This window comes from Mucilaginibacter pallidiroseus, assembly GCF_007846085.1.
Taxonomy (GTDB): Bacteria; Bacteroidota; Bacteroidia; order Sphingobacteriales; family Sphingobacteriaceae; genus Mucilaginibacter; species Mucilaginibacter pallidiroseus.
On record NZ_VOEJ01000001.1, the window covers coordinates 18,110 to 42,313 of the forward strand.

The window sequence follows — 24,204 nt, forward strand, 5'->3', positions numbered from 1 at the left end:
CAAGACGCCGGAGCTTTGATATGATAGCCAGTTTTAAATCTGCGCATGGCGTAAAATCAGCTATAAATGTCCAATCCTCTTTGTTATTTATTACAACATAGTGAATGGGCGATCCTTGTAAATCATAAATTACGGTACCGTTTTTCTGAGTAAAACGCTTTATTAAAAATAAGATCTTTTTTCCAAAATAGTAAACATTAAGTCGGTACGTTTTTGGCTTCTTCATATATCCAAAATTACTTCATAACAGTTCTTTAACCCGCAAAGCGAAGTACCATGTAGGTATACAACTTACGCGTTAATTTCTCACATTTTCCAGATACATCAATAGCTAATTGCAAGCCTAACGCCATTATAAAGGCCGGTTGCAAATTTGCTGCAACCGGCTTTTGAATTATTTATTCTTAATGCTTCTGTTTGTGCTCAGAGTCAATGGCGTGCGTTTTCTCGCTCCCCGGCCCTACATTGTTAGCGCTGGTGTCTTCTTTAGTTTCTTCCGGCCTGCCTACACCGTTGTCGGCACTGTCAAATACCGCACTGTCTGGCTTGTCATTAGTGCCAACGGCACTTGTGGAGGTATCGTCGCAAGCAGCAAAGGCGATGCTTACAAGTAAGTATAAAATTGCAATTGATTTTTTCATAGACCTTTTATTTAAATCGTTGGTGTACCACCGGTTACCTGTATGGTAGCTCCGGATATATAACTTGCTTCGTCAGATGCTAATAGTACGTAAGATGATGCCAGTTCTACAGGCTGCCCTGCACGCTGCAAAGGAACATCTTGGCCAAAAGAAGTTACCTCTTCTTCGGTCATTGTAGAGGGGATAAGCGGTGTCCAGATAGGCCCCGGAGCTACGCAGTTTACACGGATTCCTTTTTCACCCCATAACTGGGCCATGTTTGATGTGAAATTTTGTATAGCGCCTTTTGTTGATGCGTAAGCAATTAATGTAGGCTTGGGTTTATAGGCATTAACAGATGTAGTATTTATAACCGAGCTTCCTGGCTTCAGGTGCTCTTCTGCCATTTTGCATAAATAAAACATCGGGTAAATATTAGTTTTGAAAGTGCGTTCCCATTCCTCGGTCGATACCTCCTGTAACGATTGCCTCGACATCTGGAAAGCTGCATTGTTCACCAAAATGTCAATCCCGCCCAATTCGCTAACAGCTGTGTCAATGATTTTTTGGCAATGGCTTTCGGCGCTTATGTCTCCGCTTACTAATACAGCTCTGCGCCCTGCTGCATCCACATAATGCTTGGTTTCTGCTGCATCTTCATGTTCGTTAAGATAAGCGATTAATACATCGGCACCTTCACGCGCAAAAGCAATGGCCACCGCTCTGCCAATGCCAGAGTCGCCACCAGTAATAATGGCTTTTTTTCCTGCCAGTTTACCACTGCCTTTATATGTATGTTCGCCGTGGTCGGCTTTGGGAGTGAGTTGACTTTCTGTTCCCGGTATGGCCTGTTGTTGTTCAGGAAAAGCGTTACTGCTGTTTTTTTCTCTTGGGTCGCTATTTGTTGACATGTTGCTGTATTTTTCAGTTAAATCGATGTGTTTGAATTATGGGCCAGAGATTGACTATGGTCTGTTGGTCTTTTGATTTTGATACGCTTTAGGCAGTGCTCCGTTATTTTTGCCTTCTTTAGTCTCCAAAGCCATGTGCCCGTTTTTAGGTGGCGAAAATGTTTTTATTTCTTTATTGATATCGTCCTGACCAAGGCTGCTTTTTGCAGATGCATCTGCTGTTTGGGGTTGTTCATAAGCTTCATCAAAACTTAACTGATTTGTTTCAGGTGGATGAACGGGCATCTCTTTATGGTTTTTCATGTCTCTTTCTTATTTGCTTAATTTTATAACGCTAATCATAGGTTATTTGAAATGTCTGCAAATCAAATTATTTGCAGGTGTGGCTTAACCTTTATATCTACAATGTCGCAGCGTTTGGGCTGGCTTAGTGTAAACAATATCACATTGGCAATATCTTCTGCTTTGAGCATTTCCAGGTTTTTTTGATTGTCTTGCTGGTCGCTTACGGATACGGGTTGCATGTCTGTACCTACAGCTCCGGGCTCTATGAGGGTGACCTTTATGCCCTGCTCATTAACCTCCTTACGCAAGCTTTCTGTAAAACCTTGTATGGCCGCTTTAGTTGCCACATAAACAGAGCTGTCTTTCTCGCGCACATCGGCACTCATCGAGCCAACGTTTACAATGTGGCCGCTTCCAACATCTTTCATTTTCTGCAGCGCTGTATGCGTGCAAGCAATGTATCCGGTAAGGTTGGTGTTCACTACTTTGTGCCATTCGCTGTATTCTCCATCAGCAACACCTTGGTAGGCTAGCGCAGCATTATTAATAAACATGTCAACTCCATTTAGATATTTTCCGGCCTCTTCAAACAGCCCGTTAACACCATCCTCAGTGGCCAGGTCTGCTATGGTGCCTTTTACACTGCCCTTCAAGTTTGAAGAGGCAACATCCGCAAGTAAATCATCAAGATGTTGCTGATCGGTGCCGTTGACAAATACATTTGCCCCATGCGACGCTAAGAGCAGCGCGGTGGCCCTGCCTATGCCTGTAGTGCCGCCCGTAATAATTACTGATAAACCGTTTACAACTTCTTGAGTGTAAACATTACTTTCCTGTAGTGCCATATTTGTTTTGTTTGTTTTTCATGATATTGTACCTACCGGTAGCCACGTTTATTCACTCACGGCCATGCTACTAATGGCATGGCGTTTTATTAATTTTGTTTTATTGATACAGCAGTTGTCCATACCTCATGGCCACAACTTGGGCAACTGACATTTTTTTCCACCGATTTTTTGTCTTGGGAGAACCCGCAATTTTCGCAAGACACTATAGTATCCGATTTGTAAAACCTGTCATACATTTCGCTGTCATCCCGGGGTATAATAAAAAGGCCGGTTTGTGGCTCCTCCTCTTCAATAACCGTAAAGGCTCCGTTTGCTTCCATGTAAAGCCGCTTTACCTGGCCCAGGTGTTTAATCCCCGCAAAACGAAGCTGTGCAACTAAGCGTTCGCGTGTAAGCCGGGCTTTTTTCATTTCGGTTAAGTCCATAACCGCGTTTTTTACAAGGATTGAGATATTACCCTGAGAGAGTTTTTCGAACGACTCGCTATAAAAGGCTTTTTTTGAAACCCATCTGCCTGTGAGCACAACAATCACAGCAATAACAATGGCCGGAAGTAAACCCCTGTCTGGCGCTTGCAACGGTATACCGATGGTTGCTGCAAGGGTAACCATAGCTACCATATCGTTACGCCCAAGCTGCGATGACATCCTTTTACCCAAAAGCCGCATGCAAACCATCAGCAGTAAGTATATCACGGCAGCTCTTATAACAAGTTCTATATAAAATGAACCCGGTACCTCGCCAACAAGCCAGCGCATCCAATCTGCTATTTTAATGTCGTCGGGCTTCATATAAATTATATTATTGCATGGGTAAAGCTATTTTCGCCACATATCCTGCACGGCGAATGTTGGTTTTCTTTCGTAACATTTCCGCAATTAACGCAGGCCTTGTAATCGCCGGCTTTTTCTGCGCTTGTCATCTCGCCGTTCCGGTCTTGTGCATCATCGGGCGGATAAATTGGTAAACCGTATTGAGGCTTGGCGGCGGGGTAAACACTTAATAAGTCGCAAGCCTCCAGGTAAACCCTTTCTACAGCACCCAGGTTAAATATCTTTTGGCCGCGCAATACTGAAAAAAGCTGTTGCCTTGATATCCTGTTAGCTACCATTTGCTCCAAATCGATCAGGCCATCATTAACCAATATATTTGGCTTACCCCGTGTAATGTTTTCAAACTTATGGCTACGAAAACCTATGTAGCTTATTCCGCGTTGAAAACCTACAGCGCATAGCAACAATGTTAAGCCCTGCAAAACTCCCCTATCCGGCGTTTGCATAGGTACCGAAACAATAGCACCTAAGGTGAGCATTACTGCCATTTCCATAATGGTTAGCTGTCCGCTCATGCGTTTGCCCAGCCAGCTAACAACTATCAACAGCAGCACGTAGGTAATTATCGATCTGATCAGCACCTCCAGCAGGAAAATTGGCGGTGCTTCGCCAAGTAATATTCTCGTCCAATCGCTTAGGTTAATTTCTTCCTTTTTCATTGTTGATTGAATGCTTAAATTTTAGCTGATTCGGAAAGTAAGATTATCGTGATTAGCAGAACGATGATTAAAATGTGCGTTGCCGTAACCTTATTTTGGCGGGCTACGCTTCTCTGCCAACGCCTCTTTCTCTTAAATGAATGCACCTTAGCTCAGTACTATTGGTTCTCGTTTTCGGTTTTACGGTGATATTGGTAGGCTTTTGGTTCAGCACCAATTGTGTTATTCGTGCCATCTTCCGGGGCATTTTCCTTCATTTTATCCAACTGGTCTTCCTGCCGTGCTCCCTTAATAATCTCGCTACCGGTCTTTCGGTTCGGGTTACCTTGTGGGTCTTCATTTGATGGGTAATTTTGCTGTCCGGGAGCCATGTTTCCTTTTTTGTCTTCCATTTTGGCTATGTTTTTTGATTAAATTCCTTGTTATTTTATAGTGTTGTTGACTGCATATGATAAGCGAGGTTGGTGTTAGCCTGCTAACTCATAAAATAGTGTACACAGGCAATTGTTATTACGTGGTATATGTATGGGGATCGTCAAGTAAGGCAGTGTATATTTACAACATTTGGTTGTATTATTTGTTTTGAGTTAAAATATTAATTTATAAAGAAACTAATCTATTGGCATTACCTTAATATTTGATGAGTTTAATTTCTTACTCAACATCACCTGGCAGGAAAGCCTGCTATTGGCACCTGCACCCGGCAACATTTCAAGCATAGCCAATTCATCTTTAGTTGGCGGTGGGAGATTATCGCCGCCTGATTTAAACATGATATGGCAGGTTCCGCATAGTGCGAGGCCTCCGCAGGCTGCAAGCATGCCTATGTCATGGGTTGACAATATTTCCATCAGGCTCCTGTTTTCGTCGCTATCTATCTTTAATTCAAGGTGCGAGCCATTTGCCGTCTCAACTTTTATATCTATCATCTGTCAAAAGCTATTTATGCCGTAAACCGTAGTGTATTTAAAACTTAACCTTTCATGAGGATACATATACTTAAAAGCACTTTGTGCCATTAGCGCTGCTTCATGAAACCCGGACAGTATGAGCTTCAACTTACCGGGGTAGGTGTTAATATCACCAATAGCATATATGCCGGGTTGGTTGGTTGAAAAGTCCTCCGGGTTTACCGTGATTGCCGACTTGTTAATGTTAAGGCCCCAATGCTCGAGCGGCCCTAATTTCGGGCTAAGGCCAAATAATGGCACAAAATGCTCTGTTGTTAATTTAACGGTTTGCCCATCGTGCGTGAGTATTTCTGCCGACTGTAAGTGACCGTTGCCATGTAGCGCAACAACGTTAGCATTTAACAGCAAGTCCAACTGGCCGGCAGCTGCGAGCGCAAAAACCTTACCTGCCGTTTCTGGCGCTCCCCTAAAAGTGTCACCTCTATGAACAAGTACCACGCGTTCGGCCAATTCACTTAAAATCACAGCCCAATCAAGAGCCGAATCGCCACCGCCTGCTAAAAGCACTTTTCGGCCACGCAATTTTTCGGGATTTCTGATCATGTACGACACTCCTTTACCCTCAAAATTCTCCAATCCCGTAATCGGAGGCTTCCTCGGTTCAAAGCAACCTAAGCCACCTGCAATAACCACCGCGCGGCAATGAATGCTGGTTTGGTAGTTGGTTATCAATACAAAACTGCCATCGCTAAGCCGTTCAAGTAAATCTACCCTTTCGCCTAGTGTATAGCCTGGGTTAAAGGGTGTGATCTGCTCCACAAGCTTGTTTACCAGATCAAGTGCGTTTATTGCGGGATACCCCGGAATATCATAAATCGGCTTTTGCGGGTACACCTCTGAAAGCTGCCCCCCCACTTGCGGCAATGCATCAATTATATGGCACCGCATTTTTAGCAATCCTGCCTCAAACACGGCAAATAACCCTGCCGGGGCCGGCACCTATAACGGCTATATCAGTTTGTATCATGTGAAAGACTTTATTATCTACTGGAGCTATTCCCTGCATCGCTTGGTGATGACTGCCGGTTACCTTTAGTTGTATCCCTGTCAAATTTTGATTGCTTAGCAGTATCGGGGTTTGGCTCGTGGTGGTGCGACGTGCCTTGCGGGCTACCGCCGCCGCATGACATGCATACTAAGCAAATGCATAAGCACGCAATTAAATCGAAGCTTTTCATATAAGTGAATCTTTAAAATGTTGAATCAATAACCCCGTTCATCAAAAAAGCGAACACGGTATAAAGGTGAATTTTGGGTTAACAAGCCTGCACTTAATGAAAAAATGCCTAGTAGCACATGTGGCCACACCACCAACTGGGCAAAACCATAAATAAAAGGGCTGGCAATTAAAACGCAGCCAGCAAGCATATCAATAGTTAAATGAAGTTGCATGGGCACGGCTTTGAATAGGCCCAACTGATGTTGGCTAAAAAGCGCCATTACAAGTTGCATTGAGCCGATTAGTAACGGTATAAAAAGAGGAGCGCCCCCAAGATGGGCAAAACCAAATATCCAGGGAGAAAAGGTAATTAAGGCGCCGGCCAAATAGTCGAGCACAGCGTGGGTTTTAGTTGAAATAATTGCTTTCATAACACTGATTCTTTTTAAAGATATATGGGGTCTATAAACCCTATTTAGAATCGGCATGTACGGTATTAGGAACTTCAAGTAGGTAAATACATAACTTAGGTAGTTGCCTATTGTTTTAACAAATGTATTTTAAATTAATATTGACATCTTTATATTAATTATTAAATAAAAATAAAAACAATGGATTACAAATTTGTTATATGATTAGCAAAAGCTGATTCTCACGCAATCAGCAGCTGATTTGACTTTATAAGTGCAACGTATTACAAATAAAACTTTTAGTTGTGCGCGCAACCAATTAGTTCCGGCGATATAAATACTTCTTAAAATAAACTTTTAGATAATAGGATGAAAGCAGCCTTAAAAAATGAAAGCGGCGAGTTTGATGTGGAAGAGGTGCAAACACCGGCTATTCCTCATCCCGACTGGGTACTTGTAAGGATTAAAGCTACCGGAATTTGCGGTACAGATTTGCGGCACTGGAAGAAAGATGAGCCCGAGCTAAACCACAAAATTATGGGGCATGAACTTGCCGCCGAGGTGGTAGATATAGGCAGCCAGGTAACAGGTTACAAAGCAGGAGACAGGGTGGTGGTTGAAACCCTACTTGGCGATGGAACCTGCGAGTGGTGCAGAGTGCAACAATATAACTTATGCCCTAATTTGTACAAAGTGCGGATGGAAACGGTATCCCGCGCTTTTGCAGAGTATTTAATAGCGCCGGCCGAAAAACTACATTTATTGCCTGATCATATCAGTTTTGAAGAAGCTACGGTTTTAGATACATTTTCGGTATCGATGCATGCTATCCAGCTAAGTGGAGTAAAAATAAATGATACTGTTGTTGTAATAGGTGCCGGGCCCATAGGGCTTGCCCAACTGCAGCTTGCCAAGCTAAGCGGGGCACGAGTTGCCATAGTTGACAAAGTTGAATCGTCGTTACAGATAGCTCACGAGCTGGGTGCCGACCTGGCTGTTAATTCTAAAACACAAGATGCGCATCAGCAAATCATGAACTTTACTAATGGAAAAGGTGCTGATATAGTATTTGAATGCGCGGGCGGCCCCTCAATGCCGCAAACCTTGCCACAAGCAATATCATATGTGCGCATCAGCGGTAAAGTTGTAATTGTTGGCGGGTTTGATCCGGGTGATATAGCCATACCGTTACCATGGCAGCACATCCAAATGGCCGAAATTAAAATTATTACAAGCGCCAGCTACGCATTTTGGGACATACATTCGGAAATGAAGCTGTGCCTGGACTTGTTAGCAAATGGTAAAATAAACACAAAAAAAATGATCACCCATACTTTTAACCTTGATGATATTAATCATGCGTTTGAAACTGCGCAGGATAAGGAAAGTAGCGGTGCCGTTTTTGTAGCCCTACAAGTTTAAAATTTCCGGGTGCATCAAATTATTTATAGCTGTATCTAAGCGATACCATTACGCAATCCGTCTACCGCAGGCACTACTAAGGTGCTGTTACTTGCTGATATTTGGCTGGTAGTTTACCAATTAAATAACTAAATATTTATATCTAAAAACAAGGGTAAATTATGTTTTATCATGACAAGAAACTACAGTACCAGGTACGTGTAGAAACACCAAATCCGGCGTTTGCGAAATTGTTGCAGCAGGCAATTGGCGGTATCGAGGGCGAAATAAGGGTATGCTTACAATACCTGTTTCAGGCGTGGGGAAGTCGCGGCCCTGCTAAATACAGGGATATGTTGCTTGACACAGGAACCGAAGAAATCTCCCATATCGAAATGCTAAGCACTGCCGTAGCACTCAACCTTGAAGGGGCTACCAATGAGTTGAAGGATAAGGTGGCCGGTGAGAACCCGATAGTAAGCAGTATATTAGGCGGGATGGATCCGCGGCATGTGCTATCATCGGGTTTGGCTGCAATGGCAGTTGATAGTAACGGTGTGCCTTTCAATGGATCATGGGTAGTAGGAAGCGGGAACATCGCGGCGGATATGTATGCTAACGTGATGGCCGAGTCGACAGGTAGGGTGTTGGCAACGCGTTTATGGGAGCTTACCGATGACGCCGGCATGAAAGATATGCTTGCGTTTTTAATTGCCCGTGATACCATGCACCAAAACCAATGGCTGGCCGTGATTGAGGACTTAGGCGGTGTTGGTAGCAATTTGCCAATACCAAATACCTTCCCGATGAGCGATCAGGTGCGCGAGTTTGAATATGCTTTTGTTTCCACAAACATTGAACAGCCACCAGCACCGGATGCACGCTGGGCAAGCGGCCCGTCAATTGACGGCAAAGGCGAATTTAAATATGTTTATGCGTCGCCGCTGGGCCAGGAGCCGGTTTTGGGTCCGCCGGATGTTAAAGGCTATGCGCAAGAGCAACAAATGACAGGTGGACTTGACAAAGGCATACTCGAGAATATAAAGGACACTATTTTACCATGATAAGCTAAAGCCTGCGGCAAATACCGCAGGCTTTTTTATCTAATTACTCTTTAATTAATTTGGCAAGGCATATCATGATGTCAACACGTAATCATCGCAGCAAATTGCGTATTTACACATCAAGCTACCTATTTATTTTCGTGTTAATTAAATATGAAGCATAAAAGGAAAATTGGAGACGGCTCTGAAGTTCTTAACGGTCCATTAGTAAGTGAATCGATGGAGCAAGGATTTACACAGGAAGAACAACGTGCAAAGCAGGACAAAATTAAGGCTCAACTAGCAAAGAACCATCCACTTCAATTGCCAGATAAAAATCGTATTAATGACAAACGATAGATGTGATTTCCAGCTTGCGCAGGCTATCTCCACATGCCTCGAAAAGCAGCTCGAAGGGCAGGGAAGAATAAGTTGCCTGCAGGGAAAAGTATTCCTTACTTTAAGGCAATCATGCGTCGACTCAACGCTGGGCTCTTTACTGCAGCAGATATATTACTCTATAGATAAGCATTACCCATCAAGGCATGAAGATGTTTTGTTATTGATTAAAGATGATACCCAGCAGTTTGATTTGGAAGTTAAAATCTGGAATACAGAAGAGATCTGATAATGTTTTGTCTTCTTAAAACCTTTATGTTTAAATGATGTTATAAAATTGCATCAACCTAAATCATTACGTATGCTTTCTAAAAAAATTCCAAAAGTTTACGCCGAATAGAAATTGCGGCACCAGTTGTTGAGGTACTGTTTCAATATGCTCGTTTATTGATCAGCACATGTACTCAACAGAAATTACCTCAACGTTTACTAAATTAATGAAGCTCGTTGCCGTTTTATTTCATAGCTGTGCTTGAATGGCTCAGGCATCTTAGCTGAATTAAGTAAATTAATGCTGAGTTTTTATTTAATGTTTAGTAACTCAAGAAAACTATGATCCGGGTATTATTAGCAGACGACCATCAATTAGTGCGCCGGGGCCTTCGGCAGGTTTTAGCCCAGGAAACTGATCTGAAAGTTACAGGCGAAGGGGCCAACGGGCAGGAGATTATCGAGTTATTGGACAGTGGGGTAGAAGCTGATGTATTACTTAGCGACCTTAATATGCCCGTAATGAACGGGCTGGAACTGGCCAAAGTTGTGCAGGATAAATATCCGGAAATTGAAGTGATTTTATTGACTATACAGGAAGAGGATAGTTATATTCAGCAAGCGTTCCAAGCCGGCATAAAAAGTTACATTTTTAAAACTGCACACGAGGATGAACTTGTATTTGCCATAAGGCAGGTGGCCCGTCACCAGCCCTACTTATGTGCAGGACTATCTAGCAACGTTATACAGCGCATTGCTACATCCCCCAATGTGCAAAGTGTTACCGCCGAAGAAATCGACTTTTCGGAGCGCGAGATTGAAGTTTTGCGCCTGATTGCTGCCGGCTTCACCAACGAAGAAGTGGCCGATAAACTATTTACCAGCAAACGCACCGTAGAAGGCTACCGGCAATCAATGATTGATAAAACCGGCAGCCGTAATTCGCTTGCATTGATATCATTCGCCATGCGGAATGGATTGCTCGCCTGATAGCAACTTTGTTATTTTATAACGCTTAGTTTTGTTATCAGCACCTCTGTTTTGTAGTGCTTTACAAGTTGCTCATCGGTAAAAGTTGTGGTTTTTAGTTTGCCTTCAATGTGCACCAGTTGTCCTAATTCTAGGGCCAACGGCACTTTCTGTTCGGGCATCTTAATTACATGCTCTTCTGTATGCTCAACAGACACTCCCCGTTGTTGATGCGGTTCGCGCGTTGTTAATGTAAAACATATTTTAGCCCCATCCTGCACGCTCTTGTGTAAACGTGGCTGCCTGCTTATTACACCTAACAAAAATACTTTGTTGATTCCTCCCTGGCTGTTCATAATACAGATATATGCAAACTTAGGCCATGAGACTTTTACGCAAGTTGTTTCATTACTTAAATTAGTTGCGACAACTACGTAAGTTGATGCCGGCGCGTTTGCAATAAGTCACCAGTTGCAAGCCAAAAATTCTGTAATGCACTACTATTGCCCTTTACCACATTAATTTACCCGTGCTAAAGGTGCTTAGTTGAGTTTTGATCGAGCTGCCTTAGTAGTAACGGTATTCGATTTTATATATGAACCGATTTTACGAAAAATTATTTCTTTCAGTTCGCTACATATAGGCATATCGCTAATAAGGCGGCAGGCGTTATTTTGCAGTATCAGCCAAAGCCTGATGTGGCCAATTAAAACCTTAGCGGTTATAATATCTGCATAACTGCGGCTCTCCACCGTAACGTTGTAACACTTGCCATAATAGCTAAAGCGTATGTGTTTTTTTGAAGCATCACTCATCATAATCTCTTCCCCTTATATCGCAAATGTAGGTCAGCGAAAATACACCGGGTAAAGGCAAATACTAAATTTATAACGCGTTAATACGTAACATGAGTTGATAGCGGCCCATAAAATACTAGTGGTACAAGCTTCTATGCATTGCCATTACTTTATCTTAATTCTCTACTTGCGATTTATACGGAAGAACGATTTTTACATCTGTTCCCTGTGCCGGGCCCGAGATAATTTCTACGTTGCCGTTTAGCAAGTCGACCTTACTTTTTATAGACGCTAAGCCAATGCCACCCTTGCCGTGTTTAGTTTTATCGATACCCTCGCCGTTATCATATACGCGCAGGTAAACGTTTTTATCATCAGCGTTTACTTCAACCAGTGCCGCTGTGGCTTTGGCGTGTTTTACAATGTTGGTCATCAGCTCCTGCAAGGTCCTAAATATGGCTAGCTGCATATATTTATCCAGTTTAATGCCATTTAAATTAACAATGCAGTTAAATTTTGTGCCGTCGCGCATCAGGCTGCATATATCCTTAATGGCAGCCTCCAGGCCAAACTCATTAAGAACGGTAGGCATAAGTTCATGCGAAATCTTACGGGTATCGCGTATCGCGTCTGATAGGAGTTCGCTGGTGTAGCGCCGGGCTTCGTTGAAATCGGCTTCATTCTCTTTGGCCAGTTTTATACTTAGCTGCGAAAGGCTCATTTTTATACCATAAAGTAATTGCCCCAGGCCATTATGTAAGCTTTCCGAGATTCGGCGGCGTTCTTCCTCCTGTGTTCTCAACGTTACTTGGAATATCTCCAATTGCTGCTCAACCTCCATATGCTTTATCTTCTCTTCAGCAGCTTTCGTAGCCGATATGTCAAGGTCTACTCCCAATACTCTCTCAATTTTTCCGTCACCACCCTTTACAATAGCACCTTTGATATTCAGCACTTTGGTTTTACCGGATATATTTAATTCCAGTGTTTCCTCAAAATCGGTATCGCCATTTCGTATATGTTCTACAACACTTTCCGCCGCCATGCGGCCGTTTTCTGTTGTATATTTAAGATAGATCTCCGGCGCGATCTCCAGCGCGATCTCAAGATCAAACAGATGGTACATACCGTCAGACCATGTAAATTTGCCGGTTAGCGGTTCATAGTCCCAACTGCCCATAGAAGCTATGGCTTCCGATTGATGTAACAGAACGTAATTCTTGAACCGTTCCTCTTCAGCTTGCTTTCTGGCGCTGATATCCATGTTGGTTGCTACTACACCATCGTTCAACTTAACAAACATGCAACTAAACCACTTTTGAAAGCCGTCGTGCGGGTAAAAATATTCTGTACTTTGCGGTTCGCCGGTTTCTATGGCCTTAATAATCATCCCGAATAAACCGGTTTCTTTAATGCCGGGATATTCTGTAGCGTACAATTTACCAACCAGATCATTTCGCCCAGTTTCCTTTTCAAGCTCCTGGTTAACTGCTTTTATCCTCAAGTCCGTCAGTACACCGTTGCTGTCACGTACCGCTTCCAGTATTGACATTTGCACCAGTGTAGTGTCTAAAAATAATTGGAGCTGATCGCGGTTAGCCAGTAATTCTGCAGTACGATCTCGCACCTGTTGCTCTAATTTAAGCAAGTAGGTAGATTGTACCTGTTTTAATTCCGTTTCGGCCTGTGCACGAACGATGGCGTTCCAGGTACGTTCGGCAACCTCTTTTAACAATTCAATCTCCTCCGGTGTCCACTCGCGCGGAATGGTGTCTGCAACAAGCAAAACCGCAAGTAATCTGTCGTCTTTTACCAGCGGAACACCCAATGCCGAGCGCATGCCTAACGATGCATAATGATCAGTAACCGGCTGGTTGAATAAACCGGATACAGCGATATCCGGCGCTTTTAATATATTTCCTGCACGTACATGGTCAAGAAACTCGGGAACCACAGAAAGATCATGAACGCCCACCATTGATGGCAAGCCGTCCCTCACGTCATCAATAAGCACTTTCGAAACTTTTTGAGTTTCGTCAAATTCGTTGTAGTAACACCATCCGGCTTTGAGCCTTTCGCGCAATAGCCGTGCGGCCGTGCGCTGTATCTTAACAGGGTCAGACACTGTGCGGATCGCGTCAGAAAGTTGCAACAGAAATGTCTGTCGCCGCTCGTTAGCCAGCGCTTGCTGTTCCGCCAGTTTACGGTCATGTATGTCTGTAGCGGCACCGTACATCTTTATCACTTTTCCGTTGTCATCGGTTACTGGCGACGCGCTAACTACAAACCATCTGTATTGGCCATCGTATCTTCTTATTCTATGCTCTTGATGCAGATACTTTCCGGCCGTAACAGCCTCGGCGTAGCGCTGAGCAGAGCCCTGCCGGTCGTCGGGATGAATAGTGTTTATCCAACCCGAGCCTATGGCCTCTTCAAATTTTTGCCCTGTGTATGCAAGCCAACTATAGTTACACCAGTTTGTTGAACCATTAGGTTCGCTATCCCAAAGCAGGTCAGGTATAAGGTTGGCAATAGATTGGAAACGTTGCTCAGAATACCGGATCATTTCATCGGCCTTTGCTTTTTCAATAGCCGCCCAGGTTCGCTCTGTAATTTCTTCCAAAAGAAATATATGGCTTTGTAGCCATACACGTGGCTTTGATGATACGGCTACAATGCACCATAGCGGGATGTTCTTATGCTTTCGTAATGTAGCAGCAACCAATGCGTTAAAACCAAATGCACCAATATTAATTTTATCATTGTCGGAAAGGCCTGGCTCGTGCTGAAGGTCATTTATAACAAGCGTGCTGTCAAAAATTACTTTAAGCGCATCTGGGAAATCTGACAATCTTATTTTGTCGGGCATTGGTGGGATAGTTTCATTTCCTGTTTGAAATAAAACATCTGCCTTGTCATCATCTAAATTGTATAACGCAATGTAGCAGCGGTCAAGTTTCAGGAAATCTGCAATCATTCGAAGCGACTGGTTAGCTATAGCATCTTCACTTGTTTCAACCCGCAAAGCGTCAGAGAACTCAAGTAAAAATTGCTGTTGCATTTCCTGCTGTTTTCGGTCAGTGGTGTCATTAAAAACAGCAACTATCACATTACTACCGGGCGCTCCTACCGCAGAGTAGTGTACATCATACCATCGATCAAGGTTAATTACATAGTCTTCTTTTCTAAATGGGTTCCCGGTATCGGCAACCAATTGCATCTGTTCAAGGAGTGAACTTTCCAACCGTGGCATCAATTCACTGCCTCTAACGCCTACGGCCTCCTGCCACCCCGTAAAGCGTTTAAAGGCTTCATTTACTTCTCTGTAAATCAAATCAACAACTAGGCCATCGTTGTTGCGAACCAGTTCCATTAGTGCGAAGCCTTCGTCAATAGCATTAAACAGCGTTCGGTATTTATCTTCCGCGTGTTGGGCAATATCATCCTTTAATCTGAGAATTTCGTCCTGCGCTTGCTTCCGTTCGGTAATATTGATGGCGGTTGCAACCAGCCCGTCGCCAAGCTTGGCTGCCATTAAGTGAAACCAATGGTTACGGCCCCTTAAGGAAACTTCAACTTCGGTATCAAGGTTGTTGCCGCTTTCCACTACGTTGCAATACTTTTCAAAAACAACGGTGTCTTTTATCCCCGGGTAGGCGTCGGAGTAGCGTTGACCGGTCCGGTCTTCGAGCGAATATTCCCGTGCTTTCTGATTTTCCAATTGAAATTCGAAATCGATAATCTTATTGTTATGATCCCGAACGGCTTTATGGTAAGCTATTGGATTGATGGTCACATTAAAAACGGTTTGTACTAATTCTTTACTTTCTACCAGTTGCTGATCTGTCCTTTTTCGTTCACTTATATCAAAGTAGGTGACCAATATACCGTCGGCGAATTTCAGCGCGAACACCTGGGCCCATACCGGATAGCCATAAGGGTCGATATTAACTTCTCCCTTAAAACCCTCGCCGGTTTCAGCGACTGTAACATATTTTTTAAAGAGATCTGAATCTTTAACTTCCGGGAATTCTTCAATCATTCTTTTCCCTAAAAGCGAGTCGCGACTTACAGATTTTAGCGTCGGATCATTTGCATACTCATATTCAAAATCTATTATATCACCTTTTTTGTCTTGAATAGGTTTAAGCAGCATTATACTGCTTTCAGTATTATTCAGCACTGATTCTAACAAAGCCTGTTTCTCAAGGATGTTTTGCTCGGCCCTTTTCAATTGTGTAATATCCTTAGTGGTAGTTGTTAGCCAATCGCCCTGTTTCACTGCCGATTGCAGGAACCAGCCATCAAATTGCTCGTGTACATAGTGGCGTACAGATTGGTTGGGTTGGCCTGTTTCTACCACCATTTTGAAGGTGTCAAAAATGCCTTCCTTTATAACACCGGGGTTTAAGGTAAGTAAGCTTTTGCCGATAACGTCGCCATAAAATTTTTCTGACGCATTATTATTTAAAATCCAAACAAAGTCTGTTATCTCTCCCTTATCATCTCTTACCGTCCGAAACACCTGGATCATATCCAGGGAGCTGTCAATCGTATTTCTGAGCAGCTCGTTGTTTTCGTTTGGTTCCATCGTGTCTGGCTTTAGGTATAGCGCAACCAAGATAACAGATTACAACAACAAGTTGTTAGCAAGGCTACTGCTCAATTTAGTATACGTATTGCTTTACTTACATGAATTGATTTTTAGTTGCCTGGGCTAAAGTTTGCTATTCGTTAGTTAAATTGTTGACAATGAGCGCAATTTAACGTAAAAAAACATTGTTGAATGCGTAAATAACCCAGCTCGAGAAATTCTTATCAAATAGCTTTATTCCCAGAAAGGGAAGGGGTATGGGAAGAAGATCTTTACAAATGCAAATTATTCAACATCCAATAGCAGTTTATGTATTGCCGGTATTACTGGCCGTATTAGCTACGTATATCAAGCTAATTTGTTTTAAACAAACAAATTACAGCATACCATTCCTGTTGTACTTTTTAGTATTATTTGCTTCGGGGTTTGCTACAGGTGTAAGGGGTATTACAGCTGCCCTGGTAGCAATAGCTGTATGCACGTTTAGTTGGCTTATGCCGGTAACAAATACGGTGGGCCGATACACCATTGCCGAATTGGTGCTGTTTTTTAGTGAGGGCGTGGCCCTTATTCTATTGTTTTGGTGGAATGGCCGCTGGATGCGTAAGCTTGACGAAAGCGAACAAAAATACCGGCGCATTATTGACCAGGGCGCCGAAGCTTTGCTCATGTGCGATGCACAATGCAATGTAACGCAAGCCTCGTCGGCAGCATTGCGGTTGTTTGTACGGAGCGGCCAGGAGCTTCATGATTTTTCACTTGCAGAACTTGTGCATCCCGAAGAAAGGACAGATTTTGAGTTAACCCAGCTTCGCCTGCAAAACCAGGGGCAGGGATCGGCTTTATTGCAGCAACGCATATTGTGCGGAAACGGCGAGTGGCGGTGGACAGAGTGCTGTATTAACAACTTACTGAACGACCCGATGGTACGCGGATTAATTATACAAGTTAGGGACATAACGCACCGGGTTAACCAACAACGCCATCAGGAGGATTTTGTAAACATGGCGTCGCACGAGCTTAAGTCGCCCATAACGGCCATACGTGGATTTTTGCAGATTGCAGAAAAGCGCTGGCAGGATAATAAACGTGACGACCAGCCCATGTACCTGTCGCGCATAAAGGCGCAAACCGAAAAACTGCTGATCCTGATTGATGACATGCTTAACATGACCCGTATTAAAGCTGGGGAGTTAAGCTACCATTTCAACCCTATTGATTTAGCTGTATGTGTAAAGGACGCGGCTGTTGCGGTAAGTGCAAGTACTACCGGCCGCGAATTAATAATGGACATTCCCGAAGGACTTCCGCACGTTAACGCAGATCATGAAAGGATTGGACAAGTGGTTACCAATTTGCTTAGCAACGCATTTAAATATTCTCCGCCTCATGCTCCTGTTAATCTTTCGTTGGCAAAAGTTGATAACACGCTTGAAGTTACCGTGAGCGATCATGGCATTGGCATTCCGAAAGAAAAACTTCGCAGGGTTTTCGATCGATTCTATCGTGTAGATACCTTACCAAAAGGGCAATATGAGGGTTTGGGTTTGGGGCTATTCATTGCATCGGAAATAATACGTCAGCATAAGGGGCACATATCAGTAGAAAGTGAAGAGGGGAAAGGCGCAGTTTTTAAATTTTCGTTACCAATTATAATGCTTTAGACTCAATTTTTTACGATAGATCACCAATAGATATGGACATAGCAGCAATAATTACCAGAGACTATACAAGCGTTTCCATTTTGGAAGATACAAGGCAGGTTTTGCAGTGGCTCAAAGTAAACGAGTTTTTAGTAGTTGTAGACGAAGATTTAAAAACCGTAGGACTAATTACACCTGTTGACATGATCCGTGAAACGGGCTATCAGCTTATTGATTGTGCGTTCCATAAACCCAGCGTAAGCCCGAAAAATTCTCTAAGCGAAATTTTTAAATTGATGCAAACAGCTTCCACGCCATATCTTCCGGTTTATAACGATGTGGATTTTTTGGGCGTTATTTCAATGGAGGCTGTTACTGTAACTTTATTTAATCAGTTGGAGCAAACCAAGAACTTAAGTTTGCCTGATAAAGGCCTTCAAATCAATAATATCAATTTGGCGGTAAAAGTATAATCAGCCGACACGAGCTGCAGTTCGCCGCCTTGGGCCGATAGTAATTGATTAGAAAGCCACAAGCCCATGCCGTTACCGGATTGGATTGCATCTGCACGGTAAAAGGCATTCTGGAGAAAATCGGTGTTAATTTTTTCATGAGTTGTGGCATTAGTAACACAGATAACCAATGCAGGCTTATGGGGGCATTCTTCAACCAGGCAACTTATGCTTCCTGCATCCGGACTGTACTTAATTGCATTCTCGATAACGTTTAGCAGCGTTATCCAAATTTTATCTTTATCTGCAGATATGGTAAAGTCGCTGACGTTTTTATTAAAAGTAATTTCAGGTTTCAAATTTTTAGCTGCTAATAGCGGTTGCAAATGGTGAAAAGCTTTAACAACAAATGCCGCAATATCAACCGGTTCTTTGTATGCCTTTAATGAGCCGTTCTTAAGTTCGCTTATCATCAGAAATTCCTGCACAACCATTTGTAAGCGGTTAATTTCGTCTAATTGGCTGCTTAGCAAAGCTTTCAATTCCGGATCGACCCCCTTTTTTATCAGCCCGAGCTCCAGTTCGGCTTTCATGATGGCTAATGGCGTTTTTAATTCGTGTGAGGCTGAGGCAAAAAAATTCTGCTGTTGCTGAAGGGATGATTCTATCCGGATAAGCATCCTGTTTATAGTCTCGGTTAGCTCCTGCAATTCGTCACCAGTTTCCTCAACAGGGATTAGTTCCTTTAATTGGTTAGTGTTAATTACGTTTGACGCATTAATGATTTTTTGCACAGGCCTTAGTAGTGAATAGGCCAATATATAAGAGACTAGTGCTGCAATGACTACGCTTGCCAGACTACAGGATATGAGTAGAATTAGCAGATAATCAAGGCTTTTATTTAATTGAGTGCCGTCTGTTACCAATACCAGTTCTGCCGGGTTATCTTCGATAACGTTGGTTACAAAAGTTACACGTTGGTTTAAAGTGTCCGTTACGCCCGTTTTAACGGGCGTTGGAATTTTTCGAATTATACCCGGCGACTCGAACAGGATGTGGTGATTATTACGGGAGTGATTAAGCACCCGTATCATGGTATTATTGCCTGGCAAAGGTATAATGACAGGAGATACGTCGATCTTGCTGAGATAGCGCTCGGCTCTGTCAAGTAAGTATTTGTTGTTATCGTTTATGAGCAGGCTTTTGATCCGCTGGTAACAATATAAGTTAAAAACAAGGCTCAGGCTCACAAACACCAGGCTGAAAGCTACAGTAATCTTTAGTTTAATGCCCGATATAAACGTTAATTTCATATCAAGCGCTTACCACATTGCCTTTAAAAATGTAACCCCGGCCAATTACTGTTTGTATCAACTCCTGCGCGTAACCGCGGTCCATTTTTTTTCGCAGTTGATAAAGATGCACTTCTACTATATTGCTTCCCGGGTCAAAGTTCATGTCCCAGACTTTTTCAAGTATCTGCGATTTTGTAAGTACTTTGTTGCTGTTGGTCATCAGGTATTCCAGTAATGCAAACTCACGATTGCTTAACAAAACAGCTTTCCCATCACGGCAAACTTCGCGGCTTAACAGATCTACAGTCAAGCCTTCAGATTTTAGCTTAAATGTTCCCTGATTTAGCAATCGGCGCTGAGCACTTCTTACCCTTGCTAATAATTCTTCCAGATCAAAAGGTTTTTTGAGATAGTCAACTGCACCAAGGTCAAGTCCTTTGATTACGTTTTCGGTATCATTAAGGGCACTTAATATGATAACGCCCACACTCTTATTAAAGCTTTTTAAATTTTTTAATACGTCAAAGCCATTCATAGATGGCAGCATCAGGTCAAGCAAAACCAAATCGTAGTCGCCCGTCATGATGGCTTCCAAGCCCTTTGTACCATCCGGTATATGATCACATACGTGGCCCGATTGGCGCAGCGCATCGGCAATAAAACCTGCCAGCTTCAATTCGTCTTCAATCAACAAGATTTTCATCGTACCAAAAATGTTTTATTATCGATATGAAGACTTAGCACTATATACACCTTGTCATGCTTTACATTCACAAACCCTAACTGATCGCCTCGCCTAACGGCTTGTATGCCAAATAGTTTGCTGGCCTTAATCTGACCGGCTATATCGTCAACCAGGCCCGGTTTAAAATGAAAGAACAAATCGCCTTTTCTTAATGCCACTATGCCGCCGTAATTATCAGTTACTACAATTGGATTGGCAATATTGAAGTTTTCGATCAACTGACCGGGTACATCAGGCGGAGGGGGCAATTCAGTCATAACAAAAGTAGAATCTGTAGCAGCGTTTTTAATGCTTACCAACCTGTTGCCAACCTGCTCGTCATTTGGCCTGCTGGTAATTGTCAGGTTTACCAATTGCCCCACAGGACCTGTTTCCATAACTTTTGCAGCGGTGTGCGGTAAAAAGTCTACGGTTATTAAGCCATCGGTCTTGGTTTGCAATTGCAATGAATTAATATCGAAATGAGCGTTGTATTTATATGAAATTACCTTCCCCGTTTTTTCTTTAACTACACCAATGTGATGGTCTGGCGGCGGCGGCAGGGTTGATGGCCCCGCGGGAGGACCTGGTAACGGCGATTTAAATAGCAGGACCAGGATTATAAGTGTTAACAAAGCAATTACCACCATTAGCGCCGTGTTTGGCTTGCCGGGTGGTAATAATTGCTGTTGGCTCATTATGATCGACTTTTTACATATAACACAAATGAGTTTGTGCTGTTTTAGCGTACCAGGTAGGTTTGGCCGCCGGCAGTAATAGTTTGAGGCCGAATAACGGTATTTGAACTTGCCATTACCACGCCGGAAGGTGGCATAAATTTAAAACCGGTTAAACTGATTTTTTGGCCAACTTTTAGGATACCCTGCAGTTGCTCCATGATATGCGGTGGCGTTTCGACGATCTCTTTTGAGTTTAATACGATACCATTAACATTACCCTCCGCATTTTTTTGGAAACTACTAATGGTACTTTCGTGGTTTTTAAGCTCAGGAGCATTGGTTTTTGCAGGTGCTGCAGGCGGCGCGTCAGTAATTTGATTTCCACTTGCTGTTGCGCTTACCAAGTGAAATACTGCAACACCACTCGGATCAGTTTGTGAAAAGCCATTAACAACAACGTTTTCACCCTTTTTTGCATCGCGCATTAGTTGGCTGCCTAAGTGGTCGGGGAATTTAACGTTTACCATCTTGCTACCGCTTTGCAGATTAAAACTGTCATAAATGTTTCGGTCATTTGCAACATAAGCAATTACCTTACCGCTAATGGTAGTAATAACTTTAAGGCCTTGTTGTGGCACATTCCGGCTGTTCCTTCCACGTGGAGCCGGATGATCTTTTGGCGGCGTTGGCGGTAAAGCTGCATGGAATGTAGGCGGTGTTGGCGGCACGGCGCCTGTTTTAGCGTTTTGCGCATATATTGCTGAGCCGGTGAGCAGCATGGCAGCCAACAGTGACATTTTCTTAATTTGATTTTTCATTTTTTTTGAATTTAAATTGGATTATCTTATTTATACTCAAAATTACCCAGCTGGCCTGAAGCGGGTATGAATAGCAAATTAAGAATACTTCATATCCACAGCGAAGCCAGTGTTATTATCAATGCTGCGGTCATCACTACGGCGCCCAACTTTAAAAATTGCCATGCGCCAACTTCTATTCCCTCGCGCCGCAACGCCACGAGCCACAATAAGGTGGCAAGTGAACCGGTTATGGATAGGTTGGGGCCAAGGTCAATACCAATTAGTACGGCACTTTTCACCACCTCGGGCACATGCCCTGTTTGCATAACATTACCTACTATTAGCCCGGCGGGTAAATTATTCATGAGGTTACAGGCAGCTGCAACTACTGTCCCGCTGAGCCATACAGCACCATAAGTAGATTCAGCTACTGCCTGTTGCAGCAAAGCGCTAAGCTGTTGTGTTAATCCTGTTTTGTTTAGCGCTTCTACTATCACAAACAACCCTGCAACCAAAGGCAAAACCGCCCATGATATTCCTTTAATAATTATTAACGGGCTTTTCTTCGCACTGATTAATACCACCAGGCAAGTTAAAATTCCGGCAATGGCAGTAGGCAGGCCAAGGTCTACCGCGTAGGCAGACGAAATTAATAGCAGTACCGCGGTACACACTATTCCAATTAAAGCTGTTTTGCCGCCGGTAGATAGCGTTGGTATCTCAATATCTGTTGCAATTGTTTGTTTAAGTTCCTCGCGCTGGGTAAAACGCAAAATGAGATAGGTTGCCACGATTGAGCAGGCAGATGGCAGCAAGTATTGCGGCAGCCATTGTAATAGCGATGGCATGTGCGAACCATAAATAACCAGGTTAGCCGGGTTAGAAATTGGCAGTAGAAAAGATGCAGCATTAGCAATAAATGCGCAGATAAACAGAAAAGGCAATGGTTTTTTTGCATTAGCCGTTTTCACCGCTGCGGCCACTGCGGGTGTAAGCACAACTGCGGTAGCATCATTTGATAGGAATGCCGTTACCACAATCCCAACCAGGTAAATTAAAAAAAACAACAGGGCGGCAGATCCCCTGGCCATTCTGGTGGCATGGGCAGCCAGCCAATCAAATAGCTTCTCTTCACGGGCGGTCTCGGCAAGTAGCATCATGCCTATTAAAAACAAGTACACGTCGAGGCCTTTTTTAATGCCTGCTAATCCTGCGGAGGGGCTTATCAGGCCGAAAGCAACAAGTGCAACTGCGCCAGATACGGCCCACACCGCCTCGGGTAATTTAAATGGACGGGTAATAACGCCCCCAATGGCCAAAATCGAGATAACCCAAATAAAAACAGGCTGCATATTATGGTTGATTATGATAAGGGTTTTCCATTTTGATTTGGCCCCAGTTGTGTACCAAATATGCCATTTTCCGGCCAGCCATCAATAGCATTTCTGTTACTGCCATCTTTAATTTTTCGTTCTATAATAAACAGGGGAGTAGCTGCACATATTGTGTGCCTGCCCGGCCTGCCGGTTAAATCTTTAGCTTCTACTGTAATGCTTATTTTATCTGCATAAGGTAGATCATATAAAGTAGCACTGTAAATATTATCCCGCTCTTTAGTCATTTCCAGCCAAGTGTTATTTTCTGTTTTGCACTTTACCTGTTCCAAATCGCGCGATCCAAAAACTATTGCTTCCACTTCTATCTTGTCAACTATGGTATGATCCTTAGAAGTTAAAAGTCTGTAGTCGGCAGGTTGTGTAATCACAACGAGAGGGAATGGATCATCAAGCGGCTTAAACCGCCAGCTTACAACCCCATCCTTAATCGTTATTAAGGAATAACCTACCGGCCCTTCCTCTATCTGTCCGGTCGACCGTGTGGCCGAGTATATCGTGTGGCCATCATTACTTATCTCATTGTAGTGCGTGTGTCCCATATCTACCAAAACTACCTGATGCTTTGAAATAAGCTGGTTTAGGCGGGCTATTTCCTTCATGTCGGCCAGGTCGGCTGGGTAAGTATGCATAAACAGCACAATCTTGTTGCTTTCAGTATGGGCAAGGTTAAACTCATTTTCCAGCCAAATGAGTTGTTCATCTAATAATCTAAAATCAGGGCCGCCTTTGCCACGCCCGCATACGTCAAGAAGCACGCAACGACAACCATTTTTTGTGAACGAGTAGGGTAGCTTCCGGGTATGACTTAATTGATAGTAGTTTTCCAGGCTACCCTGTTCCATATCATGATCGCCGGGGATGATATGTACCGGTACGCTCAGCATCTTAAGTGCCGTTTCAACCAACTGATATTGAAAAGGCAATCCATTGTCTGCATTATCTCCTGGTAGAAAAACAAAGTCTAACTGTTTGCTGCACTCAATTTCAATTTGTGAAATGATGGAAAGGAAATCAATATAATTTTGCTCCCTTGCTTTGGTTATATGCAGGTCGCCGATGTGGGCAAATGTGAGCTGATTTTTCATAAAATTGTACGTAACTGTC

Annotated in this window: 27 protein-coding genes; 7 read left to right on the forward strand and 20 right to left on the reverse strand. The window is 43.2% G+C overall.

All coding sequences use genetic code 11. From position 1 onward, the window contains the following. Positions 1-404: 404 nt before the first annotated feature. The 11 genes from FPZ43_RS00095 to FPZ43_RS00145 all read right to left on the reverse strand — a co-directional run bounded on the left by FPZ43_RS00095 (position 405) and on the right by FPZ43_RS00145 (position 6,717). A complete protein-coding gene (locus tag FPZ43_RS00095) occupies positions 405-641 on the reverse strand; it encodes a hypothetical protein (protein ID WP_146379815.1) in 237 nt (78 codons plus the stop codon). An 11-nt stretch (positions 642-652) separates the two neighbouring features. Continuing rightward, the gene (locus FPZ43_RS00100) at positions 653-1,531 is read right to left on the reverse strand and encodes a glucose 1-dehydrogenase (protein ID WP_146379816.1); all 879 of its coding nucleotides are present in this window, start codon (positions 1,529-1,531) and stop codon (positions 653-655) included. 54 nt (positions 1,532-1,585) lie between these two features. Next, positions 1,586-1,834 (reverse strand): hypothetical protein, encoded by a 249-nt coding sequence (locus tag FPZ43_RS00105; protein ID WP_146379817.1) that lies wholly within the window; start codon positions 1,832-1,834, stop codon positions 1,586-1,588. Between the two features lie 62 nt (positions 1,835-1,896). Further along, positions 1,897-2,661, reverse strand: a complete 765-nt coding sequence (locus FPZ43_RS00110; protein ID WP_146379818.1) for an SDR family oxidoreductase — start codon at positions 2,659-2,661, stop codon at positions 1,897-1,899. Positions 2,662-2,750: 89 nt separating this feature from the next. Continuing rightward, positions 2,751-3,455, reverse strand: coding sequence for a DUF421 domain-containing protein (locus FPZ43_RS00115; RefSeq protein ID WP_146379819.1), 705 nt, complete (start codon positions 3,453-3,455; stop codon positions 2,751-2,753). 5 nt (positions 3,456-3,460) lie between these two features. Next, positions 3,461-4,156 (reverse strand): DUF421 domain-containing protein, encoded by a 696-nt coding sequence (locus FPZ43_RS00120; protein ID WP_146379820.1) that lies wholly within the window; start codon positions 4,154-4,156, stop codon positions 3,461-3,463. A gap of 158 nt (positions 4,157-4,314) precedes the next feature. Continuing rightward, on the reverse strand, positions 4,315-4,548 hold the full coding sequence (locus FPZ43_RS00125) for a hypothetical protein (RefSeq protein WP_146379821.1): 234 nt from the start codon (positions 4,546-4,548) through the stop codon (positions 4,315-4,317). 219 nt (positions 4,549-4,767) lie between these two features. Then, positions 4,768-5,085: a 2Fe-2S iron-sulfur cluster-binding protein gene (locus tag FPZ43_RS00130; RefSeq protein ID WP_146379822.1), complete on the reverse strand. Its 318-nt coding sequence runs from the start codon at positions 5,083-5,085 to the stop codon at positions 4,768-4,770. Positions 5,086-5,088: 3 nt separating this feature from the next. Next, positions 5,089-6,015 carry an NAD(P)/FAD-dependent oxidoreductase gene (locus FPZ43_RS00135; RefSeq protein ID WP_261380921.1) on the reverse strand — a complete coding sequence of 309 codons (927 nt, stop codon included), beginning with the start codon at positions 6,013-6,015 and terminating at the stop codon, positions 5,089-5,091. Positions 6,016-6,107: 92 nt separating this feature from the next. Further along, positions 6,108-6,305 (reverse strand): hypothetical protein, encoded by a 198-nt coding sequence (locus FPZ43_RS00140; RefSeq protein WP_146379823.1) that lies wholly within the window; start codon positions 6,303-6,305, stop codon positions 6,108-6,110. A 25-nt stretch (positions 6,306-6,330) separates the two neighbouring features. Further along, positions 6,331-6,717, reverse strand: a complete 387-nt coding sequence (locus FPZ43_RS00145) for an SPW repeat domain-containing protein (protein ID WP_146379824.1) — start codon at positions 6,715-6,717, stop codon at positions 6,331-6,333. Between the two features lie 348 nt (positions 6,718-7,065). On the opposite strand from FPZ43_RS00145, the gene FPZ43_RS00150 reads away from it, so the two are divergent. The 5 genes from FPZ43_RS00150 (at position 7,066) to FPZ43_RS00170 (ending at position 10,739) form a co-directional block, all read left to right on the forward strand. After that, positions 7,066-8,118, forward strand: a complete 1,053-nt coding sequence (locus tag FPZ43_RS00150; RefSeq protein WP_146379825.1) for a zinc-dependent alcohol dehydrogenase — start codon at positions 7,066-7,068, stop codon at positions 8,116-8,118. Between the two features lie 161 nt (positions 8,119-8,279). Further along, positions 8,280-9,161 (forward strand): manganese catalase family protein, encoded by an 882-nt coding sequence (locus FPZ43_RS00155; RefSeq protein WP_146379826.1) that lies wholly within the window; start codon positions 8,280-8,282, stop codon positions 9,159-9,161. Positions 9,162-9,314: 153 nt separating this feature from the next. Then, complete coding sequence (locus tag FPZ43_RS00160; protein ID WP_146379827.1) at positions 9,315-9,500, forward strand: hypothetical protein; 186 nt, start codon at positions 9,315-9,317, stop codon at positions 9,498-9,500. Further along, complete coding sequence (locus FPZ43_RS00165; RefSeq protein ID WP_146379828.1) at positions 9,487-9,768, forward strand: hypothetical protein; 282 nt, start codon at positions 9,487-9,489, stop codon at positions 9,766-9,768. Before FPZ43_RS00160 ends, FPZ43_RS00165 begins: the two co-directional genes overlap by 14 nt. Positions 9,769-10,091: 323 nt before the next feature. After that, the gene (locus FPZ43_RS00170) at positions 10,092-10,739 is read left to right on the forward strand and encodes a response regulator (protein WP_146379829.1); all 648 of its coding nucleotides are present in this window, start codon (positions 10,092-10,094) and stop codon (positions 10,737-10,739) included. 11 nt (positions 10,740-10,750) lie between these two features. Here FPZ43_RS00170 and FPZ43_RS00175 read toward each other — a convergent pair whose 3' ends face one another. The 3 genes from FPZ43_RS00175 to FPZ43_RS00185 all read right to left on the reverse strand — a co-directional run bounded on the left by FPZ43_RS00175 (position 10,751) and on the right by FPZ43_RS00185 (position 16,106). Then, complete coding sequence (locus FPZ43_RS00175) at positions 10,751-11,074, reverse strand: single-stranded DNA-binding protein (protein ID WP_146379830.1); 324 nt, start codon at positions 11,072-11,074, stop codon at positions 10,751-10,753. A gap of 186 nt (positions 11,075-11,260) precedes the next feature. Further along, on the reverse strand, positions 11,261-11,536 hold the full coding sequence (locus tag FPZ43_RS00180) for a hypothetical protein (protein ID WP_146379831.1): 276 nt from the start codon (positions 11,534-11,536) through the stop codon (positions 11,261-11,263). Positions 11,537-11,690: 154 nt separating this feature from the next. Continuing rightward, complete coding sequence (locus FPZ43_RS00185; protein ID WP_146379832.1) at positions 11,691-16,106, reverse strand: PAS domain S-box protein; 4,416 nt, start codon at positions 16,104-16,106, stop codon at positions 11,691-11,693. Between the two features lie 281 nt (positions 16,107-16,387). Between FPZ43_RS00185 and FPZ43_RS00190 the strand changes: the two genes are divergently transcribed. Both FPZ43_RS00190 and FPZ43_RS00195 read left to right on the forward strand, forming a co-directional pair. Beyond that, positions 16,388-17,773, forward strand: coding sequence for a PAS domain-containing sensor histidine kinase (locus FPZ43_RS00190; RefSeq protein WP_186461726.1), 1,386 nt, complete (start codon positions 16,388-16,390; stop codon positions 17,771-17,773). 32 nt (positions 17,774-17,805) lie between these two features. Then, the gene (locus FPZ43_RS00195; RefSeq protein ID WP_146379834.1) at positions 17,806-18,225 is read left to right on the forward strand and encodes a CBS domain-containing protein; all 420 of its coding nucleotides are present in this window, start codon (positions 17,806-17,808) and stop codon (positions 18,223-18,225) included. Here the strand turns inward: FPZ43_RS00195 and FPZ43_RS00200 are convergent. The 6 genes from FPZ43_RS00200 to FPZ43_RS00225 all read right to left on the reverse strand — a co-directional run bounded on the left by FPZ43_RS00200 (position 18,189) and on the right by FPZ43_RS00225 (position 24,185). After that, the gene (locus FPZ43_RS00200; protein WP_146379835.1) at positions 18,189-19,517 is read right to left on the reverse strand and encodes a histidine kinase dimerization/phospho-acceptor domain-containing protein; all 1,329 of its coding nucleotides are present in this window, start codon (positions 19,515-19,517) and stop codon (positions 18,189-18,191) included. The genes FPZ43_RS00195 and FPZ43_RS00200 overlap by 37 nt on opposite strands. Before the next feature lies 1 nt (position 19,518). Next, complete coding sequence (locus FPZ43_RS00205; RefSeq protein WP_146379836.1) at positions 19,519-20,202, reverse strand: response regulator transcription factor; 684 nt, start codon at positions 20,200-20,202, stop codon at positions 19,519-19,521. Next, positions 20,199-20,921 (reverse strand): hypothetical protein, encoded by a 723-nt coding sequence (locus FPZ43_RS00210; protein WP_146379837.1) that lies wholly within the window; start codon positions 20,919-20,921, stop codon positions 20,199-20,201. Before FPZ43_RS00210 ends, FPZ43_RS00205 begins: the two co-directional genes overlap by 4 nt. A gap of 44 nt (positions 20,922-20,965) precedes the next feature. Beyond that, the gene (locus tag FPZ43_RS00215) at positions 20,966-21,721 is read right to left on the reverse strand and encodes a hypothetical protein (RefSeq protein ID WP_146379838.1); all 756 of its coding nucleotides are present in this window, start codon (positions 21,719-21,721) and stop codon (positions 20,966-20,968) included. Between the two features lie 89 nt (positions 21,722-21,810). Next, the gene (locus FPZ43_RS00220) at positions 21,811-23,055 is read right to left on the reverse strand and encodes an arsenic transporter (protein ID WP_146379839.1); all 1,245 of its coding nucleotides are present in this window, start codon (positions 23,053-23,055) and stop codon (positions 21,811-21,813) included. 11 nt (positions 23,056-23,066) lie between these two features. Further along, complete coding sequence (locus FPZ43_RS00225) at positions 23,067-24,185, reverse strand: metallophosphoesterase family protein (RefSeq protein ID WP_146379840.1); 1,119 nt, start codon at positions 24,183-24,185, stop codon at positions 23,067-23,069. Positions 24,186-24,204 lie beyond the last annotated feature (19 nt).